15 protein-coding genes and 1 pseudogene are annotated in these 19187 nt (G+C 73.7%); 8 read left to right on the forward strand and 8 right to left on the reverse strand.

Translation table 11 applies throughout. From position 1 onward, the window contains the following. Nucleotide 1: 1 nt before the first annotated feature. The 4 genes from ACZ6D7_RS33315 to ACZ6D7_RS33330 all read right to left on the reverse strand — a co-directional run bounded on the left by ACZ6D7_RS33315 (nucleotide 2) and on the right by ACZ6D7_RS33330 (nucleotide 4193). Nucleotides 2–2221 carry an NHLP family bacteriocin export ABC transporter peptidase/permease/ATPase subunit gene (locus ACZ6D7_RS33315; RefSeq protein WP_469499015.1) on the reverse strand — a complete coding sequence of 740 codons (2220 nt, stop codon included), beginning with the start codon at nucleotides 2219–2221 and terminating at the stop codon, nucleotides 2–4. Next, the gene (locus tag ACZ6D7_RS33320) at nucleotides 2218–3024 is read right to left on the reverse strand and encodes a hypothetical protein (protein ID WP_469499018.1); all 807 of its coding nucleotides are present in this window, start codon (nucleotides 3022–3024) and stop codon (nucleotides 2218–2220) included. Before ACZ6D7_RS33320 ends, ACZ6D7_RS33315 begins: the two co-directional genes overlap by 4 nt. An 88-nt stretch (nucleotides 3025–3112) precedes the next feature. Beyond that, nucleotides 3113–3328, reverse strand: coding sequence for a type A2 lantipeptide (locus ACZ6D7_RS33325; protein WP_469499020.1), 216 nt, complete (start codon nucleotides 3326–3328; stop codon nucleotides 3113–3115). A 451-nt stretch (nucleotides 3329–3779) separates the two neighbouring features. Further along, nucleotides 3780–4193 (reverse strand): PaaI family thioesterase, encoded by a 414-nt coding sequence (locus ACZ6D7_RS33330; protein WP_469499023.1) that lies wholly within the window; start codon nucleotides 4191–4193, stop codon nucleotides 3780–3782. Nucleotides 4194–4403: 210 nt separating this feature from the next. Here ACZ6D7_RS33330 and ACZ6D7_RS33335 point away from each other — a divergent pair, with 210 nt between their 5' ends. Continuing rightward, nucleotides 4404–5807: a S1 family peptidase gene (locus tag ACZ6D7_RS33335; RefSeq protein ID WP_469499026.1), complete on the forward strand. Its 1404-nt coding sequence runs from the start codon at nucleotides 4404–4406 to the stop codon at nucleotides 5805–5807. Between the two features lie 115 nt (nucleotides 5808–5922). Here ACZ6D7_RS33335 and ACZ6D7_RS33340 read toward each other — a convergent pair whose 3' ends face one another. Further along, nucleotides 5923–8082 (reverse strand): SpoIIE family protein phosphatase, encoded by a 2160-nt coding sequence (locus ACZ6D7_RS33340; protein ID WP_469499069.1) that lies wholly within the window; start codon nucleotides 8080–8082, stop codon nucleotides 5923–5925. Between the two features lie 164 nt (nucleotides 8083–8246). Between ACZ6D7_RS33340 and ACZ6D7_RS33345 the strand changes: the two genes are divergently transcribed. The 5 genes from ACZ6D7_RS33345 to ACZ6D7_RS33365 all read left to right on the forward strand — a co-directional run bounded on the left by ACZ6D7_RS33345 (nucleotide 8247) and on the right by ACZ6D7_RS33365 (nucleotide 14522). After that, nucleotides 8247–10709, forward strand: a complete 2463-nt coding sequence (locus tag ACZ6D7_RS33345) for a SpoIIE family protein phosphatase (protein ID WP_469499029.1) — start codon at nucleotides 8247–8249, stop codon at nucleotides 10707–10709. A 102-nt stretch (nucleotides 10710–10811) separates the two neighbouring features. Continuing rightward, nucleotides 10812–11879 carry a glucose-1-phosphate thymidylyltransferase gene (locus tag ACZ6D7_RS33350; RefSeq protein WP_469499032.1) on the forward strand — a complete coding sequence of 356 codons (1068 nt, stop codon included), beginning with the start codon at nucleotides 10812–10814 and terminating at the stop codon, nucleotides 11877–11879. Continuing rightward, nucleotides 11876–12838, forward strand: a complete 963-nt coding sequence (gene rfbB / locus ACZ6D7_RS33355; protein ID WP_469499034.1) for a dTDP-glucose 4,6-dehydratase — start codon at nucleotides 11876–11878, stop codon at nucleotides 12836–12838. Before ACZ6D7_RS33350 ends, rfbB begins: the two co-directional genes overlap by 4 nt. Further along, complete coding sequence (rfbD, locus tag ACZ6D7_RS33360) at nucleotides 12835–13722, forward strand: dTDP-4-dehydrorhamnose reductase (RefSeq protein ID WP_469499036.1); 888 nt, start codon at nucleotides 12835–12837, stop codon at nucleotides 13720–13722. Before rfbB ends, rfbD begins: the two co-directional genes overlap by 4 nt. Further along, nucleotides 13719–14522: a class I SAM-dependent methyltransferase gene (locus tag ACZ6D7_RS33365; RefSeq protein ID WP_469499039.1), complete on the forward strand. Its 804-nt coding sequence runs from the start codon at nucleotides 13719–13721 to the stop codon at nucleotides 14520–14522. The genes rfbD and ACZ6D7_RS33365 overlap by 4 nt, the downstream gene beginning before the upstream one ends. Here ACZ6D7_RS33365 and rfbC read toward each other — a convergent pair. Next, nucleotides 14512–15111 (reverse strand): dTDP-4-dehydrorhamnose 3,5-epimerase, encoded by a 600-nt coding sequence (gene rfbC / locus ACZ6D7_RS33370; RefSeq protein ID WP_469499042.1) that lies wholly within the window; start codon nucleotides 15109–15111, stop codon nucleotides 14512–14514. The two genes, ACZ6D7_RS33365 and rfbC, sit on opposite strands and share 11 nt — an antisense overlap. 4 nt (nucleotides 15112–15115) lie before the next feature. Then, the gene (locus ACZ6D7_RS33375; RefSeq protein ID WP_469499045.1) at nucleotides 15116–17032 is read right to left on the reverse strand and encodes a glycosyltransferase family 2 protein; all 1917 of its coding nucleotides are present in this window, start codon (nucleotides 17030–17032) and stop codon (nucleotides 15116–15118) included. A 194-nt stretch (nucleotides 17033–17226) separates the two neighbouring features. Between ACZ6D7_RS33375 and ACZ6D7_RS33380 the strand changes: the two genes are divergently transcribed. Then, nucleotides 17227–17730: a metallophosphoesterase family protein gene (locus ACZ6D7_RS33380; RefSeq protein ID WP_469499048.1), complete on the forward strand. Its 504-nt coding sequence runs from the start codon at nucleotides 17227–17229 to the stop codon at nucleotides 17728–17730. Nucleotides 17731–17745: 15 nt separating this feature from the next. Here the strand turns inward: ACZ6D7_RS33380 and ACZ6D7_RS33385 are convergent, their stop codons facing one another. Beyond that, nucleotides 17746–18855 carry an XdhC family protein gene (locus tag ACZ6D7_RS33385; protein WP_469499050.1) on the reverse strand — a complete coding sequence of 370 codons (1110 nt, stop codon included), beginning with the start codon at nucleotides 18853–18855 and terminating at the stop codon, nucleotides 17746–17748. A 17-nt stretch (nucleotides 18856–18872) separates the two neighbouring features. On the opposite strand from ACZ6D7_RS33385, the pseudogene ACZ6D7_RS33390 reads away from it, so the two are divergent. Next, a pseudogene (locus tag ACZ6D7_RS33390) lies at nucleotides 18873–19187 on the forward strand (hypothetical protein); the annotation flags it as partial.

A 19187-nucleotide genomic window follows, 5' to 3' on the forward strand; every position in this document is an offset into this window, starting at 1 on the left:
CTCACCGCTCCCTGACCAGTGCCGCGTACGCCCCGCCCCGTGCCACCAGGTCCTCGTGCCGTCCGCGCTCGACGATCGTGCCGTGCTGGAGGACGACGATCTCGTCGCTGTCGCGGACCGTGCTCAGCCGGTGCGCGATCACCACGCACGCGCAGCCGCGCCGGCGCAGGTTGTCCATGACGACCAGCTCGGTCTCCGCGTCCAGCGCGCTGGTCACCTCGTCGAGGACGAGGATGCTCGGCCGACGCACCAGCGCCCGCGCGATCTCCAGGCGTTGACGCTGGCCGCCGGAGAAGTTGCGGCCGTCCTGCTCCACCCTGCTGTGGATGCCGCCCGGCCGGCGCATCACGACGTCGTACAGGGCCGCGTCGCGCAGCGCCTCCACGACCGCGTCGTCCGGGACCGAGGGGTCCCACAGCGCCACGTTGTCGCGGACCGAGCCCTCGAAGAGGAACACCTCCTGGTCCACGAAGGAGACCGAGGAGGCCAGCGCCCCGCGCGGAATGTCCTCCAGCCGCTGTCCGTCGACCCGGATCACGCCCTCCCAGGGCGCGTAGAGACCCGAGATCAGCCTGGACACCGTCGACTTGCCGCTGCCCGAGCCGCCCACCAGCGCCACCTGTTGCCCCGGGCCGACCGTCAGGTCGAAACCGGAGAGCAGCGGCTTGTCCAGCGGGCTGTAGCCGAAGGTGATGTCCGTCAGCTCGACATGGCCGTGCAGCCGGCGCGTGGAGTCGCCCGCGCCGCCCGGGCGGTCGTAGAGCGGGTCGGCGCGGAAGTTCTCCACGTCCTTCAGCCGGGCCACGTCCGCCGCGAAGTCCTGGATCCGGCCCGCCACGCCGTTCAGCCGGGTCAGCGGGGCCGTGAACCGGGTGACCAGCGCCTGGAAGGCGACCAGCAGGCCCACCGAGATGCCGCCCTCGATCGCACGCATGCCGCCGATCCACAGGATCAGCGCGCTGTTGAGCGAGGCGAGCGTCGGCGCGACCACCCCCAGCCAGGCGCTCGGCACCCCGAGCCGCTGCTGCTCCTCCAGCGTGGTCGCGTGCTGCCCCGCCCACTTGCGGAAGTAGCCGTCCTCCCCGCCGGTCGCCTTCATCGTCTCGATCAACTGGAGGCCGGTGTAGGCGGTGTTGGTGAGCCGCGCGTTGTCGGCGCGCAGCTTCGCGGTACGGGTCCCGCGCATCCGTACGACGACCCGCATGGCGACGATGTTCAGCAGCGCCACGCCGATGCCGACGAACGTCAGCTGCGGGTCGTAGGTGTAGAGGAGGACGGCGTACAGGACGACGACGATCGCGTCCACGCCCGCCGACGCCAGGTCACGGGCCAGGGTCTCGGCCACGGCGTCGTTCGACTGGAGGCGCTGCACCAGGTCGGCGGGGCTGCGCTGGGAGAAGAAGGTGACCGGCAGCCGCAGCAGATGCCGCAGGAAGCGGGCGCTGGAGAGCGTCGAGGAGATGATCCGGCCGTGGTGGAGGTTGGCCTGCTGGAGCCAGGTCAGGACGAGGGTCAGCAGCACGCACGTCCCCATCGAGGCGAACAGCACGCTCAGCAGCGAGGTCTGACCGCCGATCAGGAACATGTCGATGTAGGTCCGGCTCAGGGCCGGCACCGCGGCGCCCACCAGGACCAGCAGCAGGCTCGCCAGCACGGCGGCCGGCAGGGTGCCCGCGGTGCCGCGCAGCCGGGCCGGCATCGCGCCCAGCACCCCCGGGCGGCGGCCGCCCCGCTCGAAGTCGTCGCCCGGTTCCACCACCAGCACCACACCGGTGAAGCTGCCGTCGAAGTCCTCCATCGGCACGAAACGCCGGCCCTTGCCGGGGTCGTTGATGAACACGCCCCGGCGCCCGAAGCGGCGGCCCATGCCGTCGTAGACGACGTAGTGGTTGAACTCCCAGAAGAGGATGGCGGGCGACGTCACCTCGGCGAGGGCGGCCAGGTCCATCTGCATGCCCTTGGCCGTCAGTCCGTAACCGCGGGCCGCCTTCAGCAGGTTGCTGGCGCGCGAGCCGTCCCGTGAGACGCCGCACGCGATGCGCAGCTCCTCCAGCGGGACGTGCCGGCCGTAGTGGCCGAGGACCATGGCGAGGGAGGCGGCGCCGCACTCCACGGCCTCCATCTGGAGCACCGTGGGCGTACGGACCGTCCGCACCCGGCTCTTGGGGACCGTGCGACGGGGCGGCGCGGCCCGGCGCCGGCTCCGCTGGGCAGTCGTCACGGGAGCAGCCAATCGACGGGACGCTGGTCGGCCAGCCGGATCGAACCGGAGGCCATGGTCATGGAGGTGAGCCGGTACGGCGGCCCGTCCGAGGAGGACCACCGGTAGCCGCTCTTCGTCGACGCCGAGGTGTCCAGGCGGACCAGGACGGCCACCGGGCGGCCGTCCTTCGTGAACTGCTCGCCCAGCTGGCTGTCGCCGAGGAACGCGGCGATCTGCTGGGCAGACCGGGCGGCGCGGTCCACCGACTTCACATGGCCGCGCAGCACCCCGTACTTCTGCGCGGGCACGGTCTGCACGGTGAGGTCGACGGCCGCGTGCGCCGGGATCGACGCGGCGTTCTCCGCCGGCACGTACACCGTGGCGTACAGCGGGTCGTCGGCGTCGGCGACCTTCTCGACGGCGGCGACGTTCGCGCCGGTGGAGATGATCTGCCCGATGGTGGCGGCCAGCGCGGTGATCCGGCCCGCGGCGACCGTGCGCACCACGGCCTCGCCCTCGGCCGTGCGCACCTTCAGCACGGGGGAGTCGGCGGGCAGCCGCTCGCCCTCCTGCGCGAGGACGGCGGTGACCTGGCCGGCGGACGGGCTCTGGAGGATGTAGCTGCCCTCGCCGTGGGTGAGGACGGCGGGTGCGGTCACCGTGGACGCGACCGACCCGGTCACCGCCCACACGGACGCGGCCGCCATGACGGCCACGGTCACGGACAGCACGAGCCAGCCCTGCGGGCGCGCGAAACGCACCGGAAGGTCGAGTTCCTCCGGCGACTGGAGCTTGGCGAGGGCCTGTTGGCGGAACTGCACGGGCTTCTCTCGGGGAGTCTGGGGACACCGACGAGTCCCGGAGCCGGCACAAGACGGCTCCGGGACTCGGAAGGTCACACAGGTGCGATCAGAGACCGGCGACCAGGTTGGTGACCGGCGCGGTGTTCAGGCCGGTGACACCCTCGACCGTGCCGACGGCCGTGTCGACCAGGCCGGAGACCGGGGCGACGCCGTCCACCAGGCCGGTGACGGTGCCGAGGGCGTTGAGGGACAGGCCGCCGGAGACGTTGTCCAGCTCGGCGTCGGCGATCTCGACGGTCTCAACCTGGGGGGTGGAGTTCATGGTGGAACTTCCCTTCACATGGATATCTCAATAAGGGGGGAGCGGCCCCCTCTGGGGACAGACGACGGCCGCGACCGCGAGCGTCGGGCACCCGTTTCCGAAGGCCCTTCGGCTCCCGCGGTGCGATGGATCAAAGCAGGTCCGCGGTCGGCGCAGCCACTCGCGCACCCCCCTCACCAGGGCACTTGCGGCGCAGACGCGGGAAAGCGTGCAGACGCGCGCACCTCTTGTCGGCGACTTCTCCACACCTTCGGCGGGAATCGCTCGGATGAGCGCCGGGGCCGTCGCGGCGAATTGGACACTCCCGGCCCAATGGCGTGCCGGGCGCCGCGCAGTTGTGCAGAACCGCGGCGCCCGGTGACCCGCTTGGGCAATCGATGTGCAGATTCTCTGAAGCAGGGATTCCGCCCGCCGATCTCGACGGACCGTCACCCGCCGGTCACGGAACGCGTCATCCCAGCAGGGCGTAGACCGTGCTGGCCCGGGCCGCCAGCTCGCCGGTCCGCTCGGCCGTCAGGGTGATGTCGGCGAACGCCATCCGCCGGCCCAGTTTGGTGAGGACCGATTCGATCAGGACATCCGAATCGGTCACCGCGCGCTGGAACGAGGTCGACTGCTGGACGGTCGTCATCGGTCCGTAGGCCCCCCGGGCCGCCGACACGGCGATCACGGTGGCGGTGTCCGCGGCCGCCATCAGGGCCTGCCCCGAGAGCCCCCCGCCCTCCCGTGCCAACGCCTGCGACCAGGGCAGACGCAGGGTCGCGCGGTCGGCCGCGAGGGACTCGACGGTGAGGCCCAGGGCGAGGACCCAAGGGGCGAAGTTGGCGGAGAGGATCTTGTCGGCTTCGGCGGTCGTCATCGTCATATGGGCGATTGTTCCCCGCCCGGCTCGGTAGGACGCGGGTCAAGGCCGGTCACGCCGCGGGTCATGGCCGATTCCCGGTTTCGCAAAGGAAGTTGGCAATCGCGATTGAACACATCACGAGCCCCCCGCGTACCTATGGCCAACCAGGCGCCGCTGTACGGAGCTGCCGATCGACGGCAGTGGACCCCGTCCCCCAGGAGGTCGAGTTTTTTGAGTCACAAGCGAGTTTCGAAGCGTAAGGCCGTTATCGCGGTAGGCGGTGTGGCGGCGCTCGGAGCGGCGGCACTCCTGCTTCCCAACGCCAACGCCTCGCAGGACGGCTCGAGCGGCGCCGCCACGGTGAAGACCCTCAAGGCGGGCGACGCCTCGGATCTCGCCGCGCAGCTCCAGGAGCTGCTCGGTGACGCCTTCGCCGGTTCGTACTACGACTCCGACCAGCAGCAGTTGGTGGTCAACGTCATCGAGGTGTCCGGTGACGACAACAATGTGATCGTGCAGGCGAAGAAGGCCGGCGCCAAGGTCCGTGAGGTGGAGAACAGCACGGGCGAGCTGGAGGCCGCGGCGCAGACGCTGAAGGCCAAGGCGACCATCCCCGGCACCGCGTGGGCCGTCAACCCGCGCACGAACCAGATCCTGGTCACCGCCGACTCCACGGTCACCGGCGGCAAGTGGGACCAGCTGGAGTCCACCGTCCAGAGCCTCGGCTCGGGCATGGCGACGATCCAGAAGTCGGCCGGCACCTTCAAGACCTTCGCCTCCGGCGGCGACGCCATCTTCGCCGGCGGGGCGCGCTGTTCCCTCGGCTTCAACGTGACCGCGGGCGACGGTTCCCCGGCCTTCCTGACGGCCGGTCACTGCGGGGTCGCGGCCGAGCAGTGGTCCGACGCGGAGAACGGCGCGCCGATCGCCACCGTCGATCAGGCGACCTTCCCCGGCGAGGGCGACTTCGCACTCGTGAAGTACGACGACCCGAACACCCAGGCGCCGAGCGAGGTCAATCTCGGCGACCAGACGGTCCAGATCAGCCAGGCCGCCGAAGCGACCGTGGGCACCCAAGTCTTCCGGATGGGCAGCACCACCGGTCTGGCCGACGGTCAGGTCCTCGGCCTCGACGCCACGGTGAACTACCCCGAGGGCACCGTCACCGGTCTCATCCAGACCAACGTCTGCGCCGAGCCCGGCGACAGCGGCGGCTCCCTGTTCACGCAGGACGGTCTCGCGATAGGCCTGACCTCCGGCGGCAGCGGTGACTGCACCGTCGGCGGCGAGACCTTCTTCCAGCCGGTGACCACCGCCCTCGCGGCGGTCGGCGCGACGCTCGGCGACGGCGGCGGCCTCGGTGCCGACGACCAGGTCGGCGGCGAGGAGGCCGGAGCCGGCGAGGAAGCCGGTGCGGGCCAGGACGCGGGCGAGGAGGCCGGTGCGGGCGAGGAAGCCGGTGCGGGCCAGGAGGCCGGTGCGGGCCAGGAGGCCGGCGCCGGTGCAGAGGCCGGTGCGGGCGAGGAGGCCGGCGGCGAGGGCGCGGCCGGCCAGGAGGTCGGCGGTGAAGAGGCCGGCGCCGGTGCCGAAGAGCAGGCGGGCGCGGGCGCGGAGGACGGAGCGGCCGGTCACTGACCCGGACGCCAGGTGAAGGTCCGGCTCTCCCGCGGGAGGGCCGGACCTTCGCGTTCCCGGACGTTCGTGTTCCCGGCGACGGAGGGAGCGACCGCCGCCGGTGGCCGACGTCCCGTCAGCCGTCCCCGCGCGCCCGCAGCAACAGCAGCGCCACGTCGTCGATCCGCTCCTCGGCCGCCGCGTAGTGGCCCACCAGTTCGTCGGCCAGTTCCTCCAGCGGACGGTCCCCGGCCTCGCCGAGCCGCCGCCCCAGGGCCGCGACCGCGTCCTCGATGTCCACGCCCGGCGACTCGATCAGCCCGTCGGTGTAGAGGGCGAGGACACAGCCGGGCGCGAAGTCGAACTCCGTCGTCGGGTACGTCGCCGAGCCGTCGATGCCCAGCAGCGGCCCGCCCGCGAGGTCCAGGACGCGGACCCGGCCGTCCGCCCGGCGCAGCAGCGGCGGGGGATGCCCGGCGCGGGCCATGACCGCCCGCTGCCGCCGCGGGTCCAGCCGCAGGTACAGACAGCTGGCGAACAGGTCCGAACCCAGGTCGATCAGCAGCCGGTTGGTGCTGCGCATGACCTCCGCCGGCTCCTGCCCGACCGTCGTGTACGCGCGTACGGCGGTGCGGATCTGCCCCATCAGCCCGGCCGCCGTCACGTTGTGCCCCTGAACGTCCCCGATCACCGCCGCCGGGAGCGGCCGGGACGGCACCAGGTCGTAGAAGTCGCCGCCGATCTCCATGCCCCGGGTCGCCGGCAGATAGCGTGCCGTCGCCTCGATGCCGGGCAGTGACGGCAGCGACGGGGGGAGAAGGGCCGCCTGGAGCCCGTGCGCCAGCTGGTGCTTGGCGTCGTAGAGCAGGGCACGGTCCAGGGCCTGCGCGATCAGCCCGGCCACGCTGGTCAGCACCGCGCGCTCGTGGGTGGAGAACGCGTGCGGCGTGGCGTACGCCAGCACACAGGCGCCCACCGGTCGGCCGGAGGCGATCAGCGGCAGATAGGCCCAGGACGCGAAGCCGTCGGGGCTCTCCTGCCGGGCCGGGTACAGATGCTCCAGCTGCCGCCGGGACTCGAAGAACGCCGGCACGCCGTGGGCGACGGTGTGCGCGCCGGGCGTCTGCGAGGACATCGGCATCCCGTCGAACCGCTCCACGACGTCCGGGTCGGGATACCCGTGGTGCCCCAGCACGTGCAGCCGTCCCGCCCGTGCCCCGAGCAGCGCCAGCGCCTGGCTGCCCACGGCCGGCGCGATCTCGTCCGCGACCAGCCCCACCACGTCCTGCACGCTCACCGTCTCGGTGAGCGCCCCCGCCATGCTCAGCGCCTGGGACATCGACACCAGCCGGGTCGGCGCGTCCCCGGACCGCGGGTCGGAATGCCTGCCCTCCGACACGGCCCGGGCGCGGGCGATCCGCACACTGATCCCGGTGGTGCTCGGATACAGCCGGAACGACAGCCAGTCCGAGGGCGGGCGCAGCGCCACGAACGACACCGCGTCCTGGCTGATCAGCGCCGCCCGGTAGCGCTCCTCGTACGAGGGGTCGTTGAGCCAGGGCACCGACGCCCACAGCTGGGTGCCGAGCAGCCGGGGCACCGGCACCCCGAGCATCTCGGCCGCGGTCGTGTTGGCGAAACCCACCCGCCCGCTCAGGTCCAGCGAGCACAGCCCGTACGGCAGCCGGGCCACCATTCGCGCCGCCTCCACCGGTCCCAGCGTGGACGCGACGCCCCCCACCGGGCCGGCGTCCAGCAGATCGGACTCGGCGCGCACGGTACGGTTCTCCTCCGCCGCCCGCTCCAGCCGGGCCGCGAGCCGGTCGCAGGCCGATGTCAGCTCCCGGTGGTCCCGCTCGGACAGCTCCGGCGGATGCGAGCCCGGCCAGGTCACGAAGACCGCGCCGTACACCCTGGAGGCGGTCGCCACCGGCACCGCGGCCAGCGCGAAGGGGTAGGGAAGCACGACGGCGATCCGCGGATAGCGCCGGGCCATGTCCTCGTGCCCGCCCACCCACACCAGCCGCCGCTCGCGCACCGCCTCCGCCACCGGGACCGGCGCGCTCAGCCCCACCCGTTCCCAGGGCGCCGCGAACGACCGGGGCAGGCCCGCCATCACCGCCATCTCCAGCAGCGGCTCGTCACCGGGCCGCAGGTACACGGCCCCCGAGTGCGCCCCCACGGCGTCCATCATCGCGGTCAGCGCCAGCGACAGCAGCGGCTGGCGGAGCGTGGGCCGGACGGCCGCCGAGGACGCGTGAGGGGACGACGTCTGTCCGTCGGACACGGCGACCACCTCCTCGCCAGGCCGCACGGCTTCTCAAGGACCAAATCTGCCCCCTGGCGGCCCGACGCGCACGGCGAGCGGACCCCCGCCGCGGGGCCGGCCGCGGCGCGGCCGCGCACCCGGCCGCTCCCGAGCGGTCACAGGGGCTGCGGGCGGGTTCCATACGCGCTGTAATGGCGGACGTGGTCAGTGAGGGTGCGACGGGGCGCGGATCGGGGCCGCCGCGTGCCGAGATCGCGCTGAAGACGATCACCGCCGACCCCGCCTCGCCCGACCGGGTACGGCGGGTCCTCGAACAGGCGCTCGTCTTCTCGGGGGCGGCCCTCGCCGCCGTGTACGTGCCGGGCGACGACGGGCAGACGCTCTGCCTGGCCGAGTCGGCCGGCGTCCCGCGCACCCTGTACGGGCTGCGCGAGACCTACCCGCTCGACGGGCGCTCCCCGGCCGCCGAGGCCCGGCGCGGCGGCCGGCCGGTGTGGCTGGGGCCCGAGGAGCTGGCCGACCACGCGGACGCGCGGCGGATGCCGGCCCGGGACGTCCATCTGGCGGCCCTGCCCGTGCCCGGCGCCGACGGCGTTCTGCTCGCCGTCGGCGAGCGCCCCGGCGGTTTCGGCCCCGACGACCGCGTCTGTCTCGCGCTCGTCGCCGAGGCCGTCGCCTGGCCCGCGCCCGCCGCTCCGGCCGTCCCCGCCGAGAGCGAGGTGCCGCACGGCGACTCCTTCTCCCTCGCCATGGACTCCGGCCGGGTCGAGGTCGGCGACGGCCTCCTGGAGCTGTTCGGGATGGAGCGGGAGGCGTTCGACGGGCGGGTGGAGACCCTGCTCGGGCTCACCGTCCCCGAGGACCTGCCCTCCCTGATGTCCGTCGTGGAGGCCGACCACATGTCGATCGGGGAGCGCGAGCTGGAGTTCCGGGTGGTCCAGCCCGACGGACCGCCCCGGTGGCTGCGGCTGCGCGGCCGGCTGCTGCCCGGCGGGGAGGGCCGCCCGGCCCGGCTGGCCGGCACCGTCGCCGACGCCTCCGCCCTGCGCCCCGAGGTCACCGATGTCGCCCGGGTGCAGCGGCTGGCCGCCGCGCTCGCCTTCGCCGGCACCGTCCGCGACGTCGGCCACGCCGTCGTCGCCGCGCTCCGCGAGCCGCTGCGGGCCGACCGGATCGCCCTCGCCGAGCTGGAGAACGACCGGCTCGTGGTCACCGTCCTCGACCCGCCGGCCCCCGAGGCCTGGCCGCAGGTGTGGCAGTCGGAGTGGCGCACCGAGTGGCCCGACGCGCCCGTGCGCGCCATGCCCACCCTCGCCGCCGCGCTGCGCGACGGCCGCGCCCGGATCTGGCCGGCCGGCTCCGCCGACCTGGAACCCGCCCTCGCCGAGGTCGGCCCCGGCGGTCTCGCCGTGCTGCCGCTGCCCGGCGCGGGCCGGATGGCCGGCGCCTGTCTGATCGGCTGGGACACCCCGCACGACTTCGGCCCCGACGAACGCGCCCTGCTCACCGCCTCCGCCGGCCTCGCCGGGCAGGCCCTGACGCGCGCCCACGCCTTCGACGCCGAGCACGAACTCGTCGCCATGCTCCAGCGCCAGCTCCTGCCGCGCCGGCTGCCCAAGCTCCCCGGCGGGGTCGCGGTCGCCCGGTATCTGCCCGCCACCGCCGGCCTGGAGGTCGGCGGCGACTGGTACGACGTGATCCCGCTGGCCGACCACCATGTCGCCCTCGTCATCGGCGACGTCCAGGGCCACAGCGCGGCCGCCGCCACCCTGATGGGCCAGATGCGCACCGCGCTGCGCGCCTACGCCGCCGAGGGCCACCCGCCGGACGTGGTCGTCTCCCACGCCAACCGCCTCCTCGCGGAGCTGGAGATCGATCTCTTCGCCACCTGCTGCTACGTCGACGTCGACATGGAGGCCGGCACCGCGTGGTGCGTGCGCGCCGGGCACCCGCCGCCCGTGCTGCGACACCCGGACGGCACAACCGACATCGTCGAGGCCGAGGGCGGCCCGCCGCTCGGTGTGCTGGACCGGGCCGATTTCCCGATGGCCCCGCTGCGGCTGCTGCCCGGCACGGTGATCGCCCTGACCACGGACGGGCTGGTGGAGTCCGCCGAGCTGGACATGGACGTCGGCCTGGACCGGCTCGCCCACGAACTGTCCGTCTCCGACCCCGCCCATCTGGGCCTGGTCGCCGACGCCCTGCTCGGCAGCGCCCACCGCAGCGACGACGTGGCCCTGCTCCTGATGCGCTACGACGGCATGGCCGTCAAGCCGTTGCGGGAGGGCTGGACCGTCTGGCGCGTCCCCGAGGCGGCGCGGCACGCCCGCCGCTTCACCAAGCGCTCCCTGCGCTCCTGGGGGGTGCCCGTGGAGGCCATGGACACCGCGCTGCTGATCGTCTCCGAACTCGTCACCAACGCGCTCGTGCACACCGACGGCCGGGTCCGCCTGGACCTCACCCTGATCCACCGCGGGCTGCGGATCGCCGTCGGCGACGCCTCCCCGCGTACCCCCGTCAAACCCACCCACGTGGGCTGGGAGGCCACCGGCGGGCGCGGCATCCTGCTCGTCGAGGCCATGTCCGACGCCTGGGGCACGGTGCCGGTCGGCGGCGGCAAGCAGGTGTGGAGCGAGCTCCAGCTGGAGTACTGAGCGGCCTCCCGGGTACTACGCAAGGGTTCTAAATCCGACGATAAGCGGGCAAGCGGATGAATCAGCGATCCGATCCGGACATCCAGGGCTAGGGTGAGGCAGATGAAGGCTCTCGTGCTGTCCGGTGGTGCCGGTACCCGGCTGAGGCCGATCACCCACACCTCGGCCAAGCAGCTCGTCCCCGTCGCCAACAAGGCCGTCCTCTTCTACGGCCTGGAGTCCATCGCCGCCGCGGGCGTCACCGAGGTGGGGGTGATCGTCGGCGACACGTCCGACGAGATCCGCGAGGCCGTCGGCGACGGCTCCCGGTTCGGCCTGCGCATCACCTACATCCCCCAGGAACGGCCCCTCGGCCTCGCCCACGCCGTCCTCGTCGCCCGCGACTACCTCGGCGACGACGACTTCGTGATGTACCTCGGCGACAACTTCATCGTCGGCGGCATCACCGACCTCGTTGACGAGTTCCGCCGCACCCGGCCCGACGCCCAGATCCTGCTCACCCGCGTCCCCGACCCCCGTGCCTTCGGTGTCGCCGAACTCGACTCCGGCGGTCAGGTCGTGGGCCTGGAGGAGAAGCCCCGCGCGCCCAGGAGCGACCTCGCCCTGGTCGGCGTCTACCTCTTCACGCCCACGATCCACGAGGCCGTCCGCGCCGTACGGCCCTCCTTCCGCGGCGAGCTGGAGATCACGGACGCCATCCAGCACCTGATCGACGCGGGCGCCGACGTCCGCTCCACGATCATCAAGGGCTACTGGAAGGACACCGGGAACGTCGTCGACATGCTGGAGGTCAACCGGACCGTCCTGGAGGGCCTGGAGCGCCGGATCGACGGCGAGGTCGACGACGCCTCCGAGACCGTCGGCCGGGTGATCGTGGAGGCCGGCGCCCGGGTGGTCAACTCACGGGTCGTCGGACCCGTCGTCATCGGCGCCGGCACCGAGGTCCGCGACTCCTACGTCGGCCCCTTCACCTCCGTCGCGGAGAACTGCCGCATCACCGACAGCGAGGTGGAGTTCTCCATCGTGCTGCGCGACTCCTCCATCGACGGGGTGGGCCGCATCGAGAACTCCCTCATCGGCCGGCACGTCGAGGTCACCCCGGCGCCCGGCGTGCCCAGCGCCCACCGGCTCGTCCTCGGCGACCACAGCAAGGTGCAGATCCACACATGAACCTCCTCGTCACCGGTGCCGCCGGCTTCATCGGCTCGACCTATGTCCGCGCCCTCCTCGCCGAAGGCACCACGGACATCACCGTCCTGGACAAGCTCACCTACGCGGGCACCCTCACCAACCTGCCGGCCGGCCACCCCCGGCTGGAGTTCGTGCAGGGCGACATCTGCGACGCCGACCTCGTCGACAAGCTGACGGCCGGTGCCGACCAGATCGTGCACTTCGCCGCCGAGTCCCATGTGGACCGCTCCATCGACGGCGCCGGCACGTTCGTCCGCACCAACGTGCTCGGCACCCAGACGCTCCTGGACGCCGCCCTGCGGCACGGCGTCGGACCGTTCGTGCACGTCTCCACCGACGAGGTGTACGGCTCCATCGAGACCGGCTCCTGGCCGGAGGAGCACCCGCTCGCCCCCAACTCCCCGTACTCCGCCTCGAAGGCGTCCTCCGACCTGATCGCGCTGGCCTACCACCGCACCCACGGTCTGGACGTCCGCGTCACCCGCTGCTCCAACAACTACGGGCCCCACCAGTTCCCCGAGAAGGTGATCCCGCTCTTCGTGACCAACCTCCTCGACGGCGAGCGGGTCCCGCTCTACGGCGACGGCCGCAACGTCCGCGACTGGCTGCATGTCGAGGACCACTGCCAGGCCGTCGACCTCGTCCGGACCGAGGGCCGCGCCGGCGAGGTCTACAACATCGGCGGCGGCACGGAACTGAGCAACCGCGAGCTGACCGGCCTGCTGCTGGACGCCTGCGGGGCCGGCTGGGACCGCGTCGACCACGTCACCGACCGCAAGGGCCACGACCTGCGCTACAGCGTCGACTGGACCAAGGCCCGCACCGAACTCGGCTACCGCCCCCGCCACGACTTCACCACCGGCCTCGCCGACACCGTCGCCTGGTACCGGGACCACCGCGCCTGGTGGGAACCCCTGAAGCGGGGAGCGCGGACATGACACGGTGGCTCGTCACCGGCGCAGGCGGCATGCTCGGCCGTGACACCGTCGCGGAACTGGCCCGCCGGGGCGCCGACGTCACCGGGCTCGGCCACGCCGCCCTGGACATCACCCGGCCCGACTCCGTGGCCCGCGCGTTCGCCGCGCACCGCCCCGACCTGGTCGTCAACTGCGCCGCCTACACCGCCGTCGACGACGCCGAGACCGACGAACCCCGCGCCCTGCGCGTCAACGGGGACGGACCCCGGCTGCTCGCCCGCGCCTGCGCCGCACACGGCGCCCGGCTGGTCCACGTCTCCACCGACTACGTCTTCGACGGCGCCGCCCGCACCGCCCCCTACCCCGAGGACCATCCCCCCGCGCCCCGCTCCGCCTACGGCCGCACCAAGCTCGCGGGCGAGCGGGCCGTCCTCACCGAACTCCCGGACGCCTGTGCGGTGGTGCGCACCGCCTGGCTCTACGGCGTGCACGGCACCAGCTTCGTGCGCACGATGCTCGGCCTGGAGGCCCGCCGCGACACCCTCGACGTCGTCGACGACCAGCGCGGCCAGCCCACCTGGAGCGCCGATGTCGCCGTCCGCATCGCCGACCTCGGCCCGAAGGTCGGCCGGGGCGCGTCCGGCGTCTTCCACGCCACCGCCGCCGGCGAGGCCACCTGGTACGACCTCGCCCGCGAGGTGTTCCGGGGCATCGCCGCCGACCCGGACCGGGTCCGCCCCACCACCAGCGACGCGTTCCGGCGGCCCGCGCCCCGGCCCGCGTACAGCGTCCTCGCCCACGGCCGCTGGCGGGAGGCGGGCCTGCCGCCGCCCCGGCACTGGCGGGACGCCCTGAGTGAAGCACTGCCCCTGATCCGCGAGGAGACCCGAGGAGAAGCCGCGTGAAACGCCACGACTTCCTGCGCGCCCTGCACCAGGTCACCGCCAACCGCAACTACCTGGAGATCGGCGTCAACGACGGCCGCAGCCTGCGGCTGTCCCGCGTCCCCAGCATCGCCGTGGACCCCGCGTTCAAGGTGACCTCGGAACTGCGCTGCGACGTCCACCTGGTCAAGGCCACCAGCGACGATTTCTTCGCCCGCACCGACCCCCTCGCCCACCTCAAGGGCGGCCGCCACCCCTGGCGCAACCTGCGCCGCGGCCGCCACCCCCTCGGCCACTGGCGGCGCACCACCCTCGACCTCTCCTTCATCGACGGCATGCACCTGTTCGAGTACGCGCTGCGCGACTTCCTCAACGTCGAGCGGCACGCGGACTGGGCGAGCGTGATCGTCCTCGACGACATGCTGCCCCGCAACATCGACGAGGCCGCCCGCGACCGGCACACCAGCGCCTGGACCGGCGACGTGTACAAGGTCGGCGAGATCCTCACCCGGTACCGCCCCGACCTCGTCACCGTGCTCGTCGACACCCAGCCCACCGGCCAGCTGGTGGTCTTCGGCGCCGACCCCCGCAACCGGGTACTGACCCAGAAGTACGACGAGATCATCGCCGAGTACGACGTGCCCGACCCGCAGAAGGTCCCCGAGAGCGTCCTCGACCGGGTCCGGGCCGTCCCGCCGGAGGCGCTGCTGGAGGCCGGCTTCTGGCGTCCCCTGGTCCGTGCCCGCAACCGCGGTCTCGGCCGGTCCCGAGGCTGGGAGCCACTGCGCGGCGCGGTGGAGCGGATCGCCGTCAGCGGCTGACCCGCAGCCGCGCGTAGTGGGCGAGGCAGGAGGCGTACGACGGCAGCAGCCCGGACGCCTCCGCCGCCGCCAGCGACGGCGCGCCGGCGTCCTTCTCGGACAGCAGCGGCCGTACGCCGTCCGGCCAGTCGATGGCCAGATCCGGGTCCAGCGGGTCCACCCCGTGCTCGCGGCCCGGGGCGTAGCCGGCCGAGCACAGGTACACCACCGTCGCGTCGTCGGTCAGCGCCAGGAAGGCATGGCCGAGACCCTCGGCGAGGAACACCGCCCGCCGGGCGGAGTCGTCCAGCCGCACCGCCTCCCACCGCCCGAACCGCGGCGAGCCCACCCGCAGATCGACCACCACGTCGAAGACCGCGCCCCGCACACAGGTGACGTACTTCGCCTGACCCGGCGGCACCTCGGCGAAGTGCACCCCGCGCAGCACCCCCCGCCGCGACACCGAGCAGTTGGCCTGGACGAGGTCCAGGCCGTAGCCCGTGGCCGCGCGGAACTCCGGTGCCCGGAACCACTCGTGGAAGCTGCCCCGTTCGTCGGGGAACACCTCCGGATCCAGCACCCAGGCCCCCTCGATGCCCAGCGGCCGCATGCCGTCACTCCGTCCGCGCGGTGATCCTGCCGACGATCCGGTGCAGGGCGCGCCGCACCCGGCGGGCCAGCCGCCGCACCCGGCCGGGCCGGGGCGCGGGCACCGCGCGCACCCGGTCGGCGCCGACGCGCAGCGCGAAGGGCAGCGGGTGGAAGGGCGCCTTCGCCGCGCCCGGCGCGAGACACAGCGCCGCACGCCAGGTCCGCCCGGTGAGACCGGCGGTGGGCAGCACGGCCTCCAGCCGGCCGCCGGGGGAGAGGACGGCCGGCACGTCGTGGGTGGCCGGCCCGGTCAGCCGCAGCACCGCCTCGGCCGGCGCCGGCACGTACAGCGGCAGGTCCGCGCCGAGCCGGTCCCCGTCCACGGTGACGTCCCCGGGGGTGAGCCGCCCCAGCCCGAGCCGCTTGCCCGCCCGGCCGACGTCCAGCGCGAGACTGGCGTGCCGGTCGGTCCAGTACGGCAGCACCACCCGGCCCGCGACGACCGCGGCGGGCGGGGCGGGCCGGTCGTGGCGCGGGGCCGGGCCCAGCCGCAGCTCCTTCGTCCAGCCGCCCAGGCCGACCCGTACGTACACGTCCCACAGACCGTCGGCGGGCAGCACCTCGCGGGCGCCGGGGTCCACGGTCGCCGTACCGCGCAGCACCAGCCGCACCCGGCTGCCGTCGCCGGCCGGCACGGTCTCCCGTACCACCTCCACCGGCTGGAAGTACTGGGCGGCGCTGGCCCGTTCGCGCAGCAGCAGATCCGGCCTGGCCCGGCCGAACCGGCCCACGACGTCCTCGCCCAGCCACCGCACCGCCTGCCCGACGTCCTTCGGCGGCCACGGCGGGGAACCCCCGGCGGACGGGAAGGTCATCGGACCGCCGTCGTGGGTCAGCTCGGCGGCGAAGGCGATCCGCAAGCGGCCGTCGCGCCACTCCACGGCCTCCGGGTCGACGGCGAGCGCGACCCCCGCCTCCCACTCCGCGAACGCGACGACGTCGTCGTAGCGGCCGTCCGCGACCAGCGCGGCGACCACCCGCTGGGTGGGCTGGAGCGGCGCCGCCACGCCCGGCCCGAACCGTTCGGTGACCACCCCGTGGATCTCGTCGAACAGCTCCCTGCGGTAGTCCTCCGGCAGCTTCAGGAAGCGTCGGCCGCGCAGCCGCTCGACCATCTCCACGCGCAGCCAGCGGCGGAACAGCTTGTCGCGCAGCGGGCCCGGCTCGGTGTACCGCTCGACGACGTCGAGTGCCTCGCGCAGGTTCTTGAAGTACCCCACCGGGTCGAACCGCTGGAAGCCCGCGTTCGCGTCGTCGTCGCGGCGCACGTGGTAGTAGCAGACGTAGTCGCTGAGCACGGCCACGTTGTCCGCGCGCAGATAGGCCTCGGTGACGAAGACGTGGTCCTCCAGCCGGCGCCGCCCCTCGGGGAAGCGCAGCCCGGTGCGGTCCAGGAACGCCCGGCGGACCATCTTGTGCGGGGTGAGGCTGTCGATGAGCGGCGCGTCGTCCACGGTGGCGCGCGGCCGGTTGACGCGGAAAAGTTCCACCGGCACGCCCCGGCCCCGGCCGACCATCTTGCCGATGACGACGTCGGCGTCGTTCGCCACCCCGTAGTCGTACATCCGCTCCAGGGCCTCGGGGCCGAGGTGGTCGTCGTTGTCGACGAACATCACGTACTCGCCCCGGGAGGCATCGATGCCGACATTGCGCGGCTTGCCCGACCAGCCGGAGTTCTCCTGGTGGATGACCGTCACCCGGGGGTCCTCGGCGGCGAGCGCGTCGAGCCGGGCCGGGGTGGCGTCGGTGGAACCGTCGTCGACGAAGACGACCTCGTACTCGTCGGGCGGCAGCGACTGCCCGAGCAGTGAGGCGACGCAGTCCTCGATGTAACGACCCGGGTTGTAGACGGGGACGATGACGCTGACCTTGACCGGCATCGGGCTCCTGGCCCCCTCTGTTCTTGCCGTGGTACGGGCGCGTGGCCCGATGCTAACCCCGCAGAAGAGGACCCACCTGTTCAGTTCCGTGTCGGCCCCCGGACTTTGCCGACCGTTCACGGTCGGGGGCCGCCGGGCCCGGTTCGCCCGGCCGGGGGAGGGCCCGCGCGAGGCGGCGCGCGTAGCCTGGCCGGGTGCGACTGCTCCTCATGTCCGACACCCATCTCCCCCGGCGCGCCAGGGCCCTGCCCGCCCCGCTGCTGGACGAGATCCCCCGCGCCGACGTCGTCTTCCACGCCGGGGACTGGGTCGACACCGCCACCCTGGACCTGCTGGAGAGCCGCAGCCGCAGGCTGGTCGCCGTGTACGGCAACAACGACGGCCCCGAGCTGCGCGCCCGGCTGCCCGAGGTCGCCCACGCCGACCTCGGCGGGCTGCGGTTCGCCGTCGTCCACGAGACCGGACCCGCCCGGGGCCGGGAGGCCCGCTGCGCCGCGGACTTCCCCGGCGTCGACGTCCTGGTCTTCGGCCACAGCCACATCCCGTGGGACACCACGGCCCCCGGCGGCCCGCGCCTGCTGAACCCGGGTTCCCCGACGGACCGCCGCCGTCAGCCGCACTGCACGTACCTCACCGCCACCGTCGCCGACGGCCGCCTCACGGACGTGGTCCTGCACCGGCTGCCGCCCCGCGGCTGACCGGGCCCGGCCGGGTCAGTCGCCGGGCGGCCGGCCGTGGATCGCCCCCGTCGTCGCCGTCAGGGGCGCGCCGCTGCCGCCCCAGCGCAGCGCGACGATCTCGGCGGCCACCGACACGGCCACCTCCTCGGGCGTACGGGCGCCCAGGTCGAGGCCGACCGGTGAGCGCAGCCGGGCCAGCTCCCGCTCGGTGAGCCCGGCCTCGACGAGCCGCCGGCGCCGGTCGTCGTGGGTACGGCGGCTGCCCATCGCCCCGATGTACGCGGCCGGCCGGCGCAGCGCCTCCTGAAGCAGGGGCACGTCGAACTTGGGGTCGTGGGTGAGGACGCAGACCACCGTGCGGCCGTCGGTGTCCGTGCCGCGCAGATAGCGGTGCGGCCAGTCCACGACGACCTCCACGCCGTCGGGGAAGCGCCGCGGCGTGGCGAAGACCGGGCGGGCGTCGCACACCGTCACCCGGTAGCCGAGGAAGGCGCCGATCCGGGCCACGGCGGCCGCGTAGTCGATCGCCCCGAACACCAGCATCCGCGGCGCCGGCGCGAAGGAGTGCAGGAACACCGCGACCGCGTCCTCCCGGCGCTGCCCGCGCGGCCCGTAGTGACGCAGGCCGGTCGCGCCGAGGGCGAGTTCGCCGCGCGCGTCGGCGGTGACCGCCGCGTCCAGGCCCGGGGTGCCGAGGGTGCCGGCCACCCGGTCCGGCCAGACGGCGAGCGTGGCGCCGCGCGGCGCGGGCCCGTCGGCCACCGTGGCCACGGTCACCGGCTCGTGCGCGGCGACCGAGCCGGCGACCGCGCCGAAGGCGGCGTCCCGCGCGGGGGAGACGGGCCGCACCAGGACGGTGATCTCGCCGCCGCAGGTCAGCCCCACCGCGAAGGCGTCGTCGTCGCTGTACCCGAAGGTCTCCAGCCGGGCCCGGCCGCTCGTGATGACCTCCTGGGCCAGTTCGAACACCGCGCCCTCCACACAGCCCCCGGACACACTGCCCACGACCTCGTCGCCCGGCCCCACGGCCATCGCCGCGCCCGGATCGCGCGGCGCGCTGCGGCTCACGGCGACCACGGTCGCGAGCCCGAACGGCGCACCGGCCGTGTACCACCCGTTCAGCACCGGGAGAATCTCGCGCATCCTTGAACGTTAATCCGTTGCCGTGCCGCCCGCCGTTCTGCTGCGCGGCCCGGCCCGGCACCGGCGTCTCCCTCGGCCTGGAGGTGGAGCTGGGCGCGCTGCCGTACGCCTTCTTCAAGGCGGTCGAGGACACCGTCCGCCAGACCCTCGGCCAGGGGCTGCACGGCTGGCAGGTCACCGACTGCGCGGTCACCATGACCCACTCGGGCTACCGGGTTTCTTGCACGGTGCTCCAGGCTTCAGCGAGATTCTTGCGAGGAACCCCAGGCGTTTACGCCTGGGAGGAATGGCATCGTGTGGTGGCGACGCGGAGCGTCGCAGTGTCCGGGAGT

It is taken from the genome of Streptomyces sp. NPDC041784, assembly GCF_055591025.1.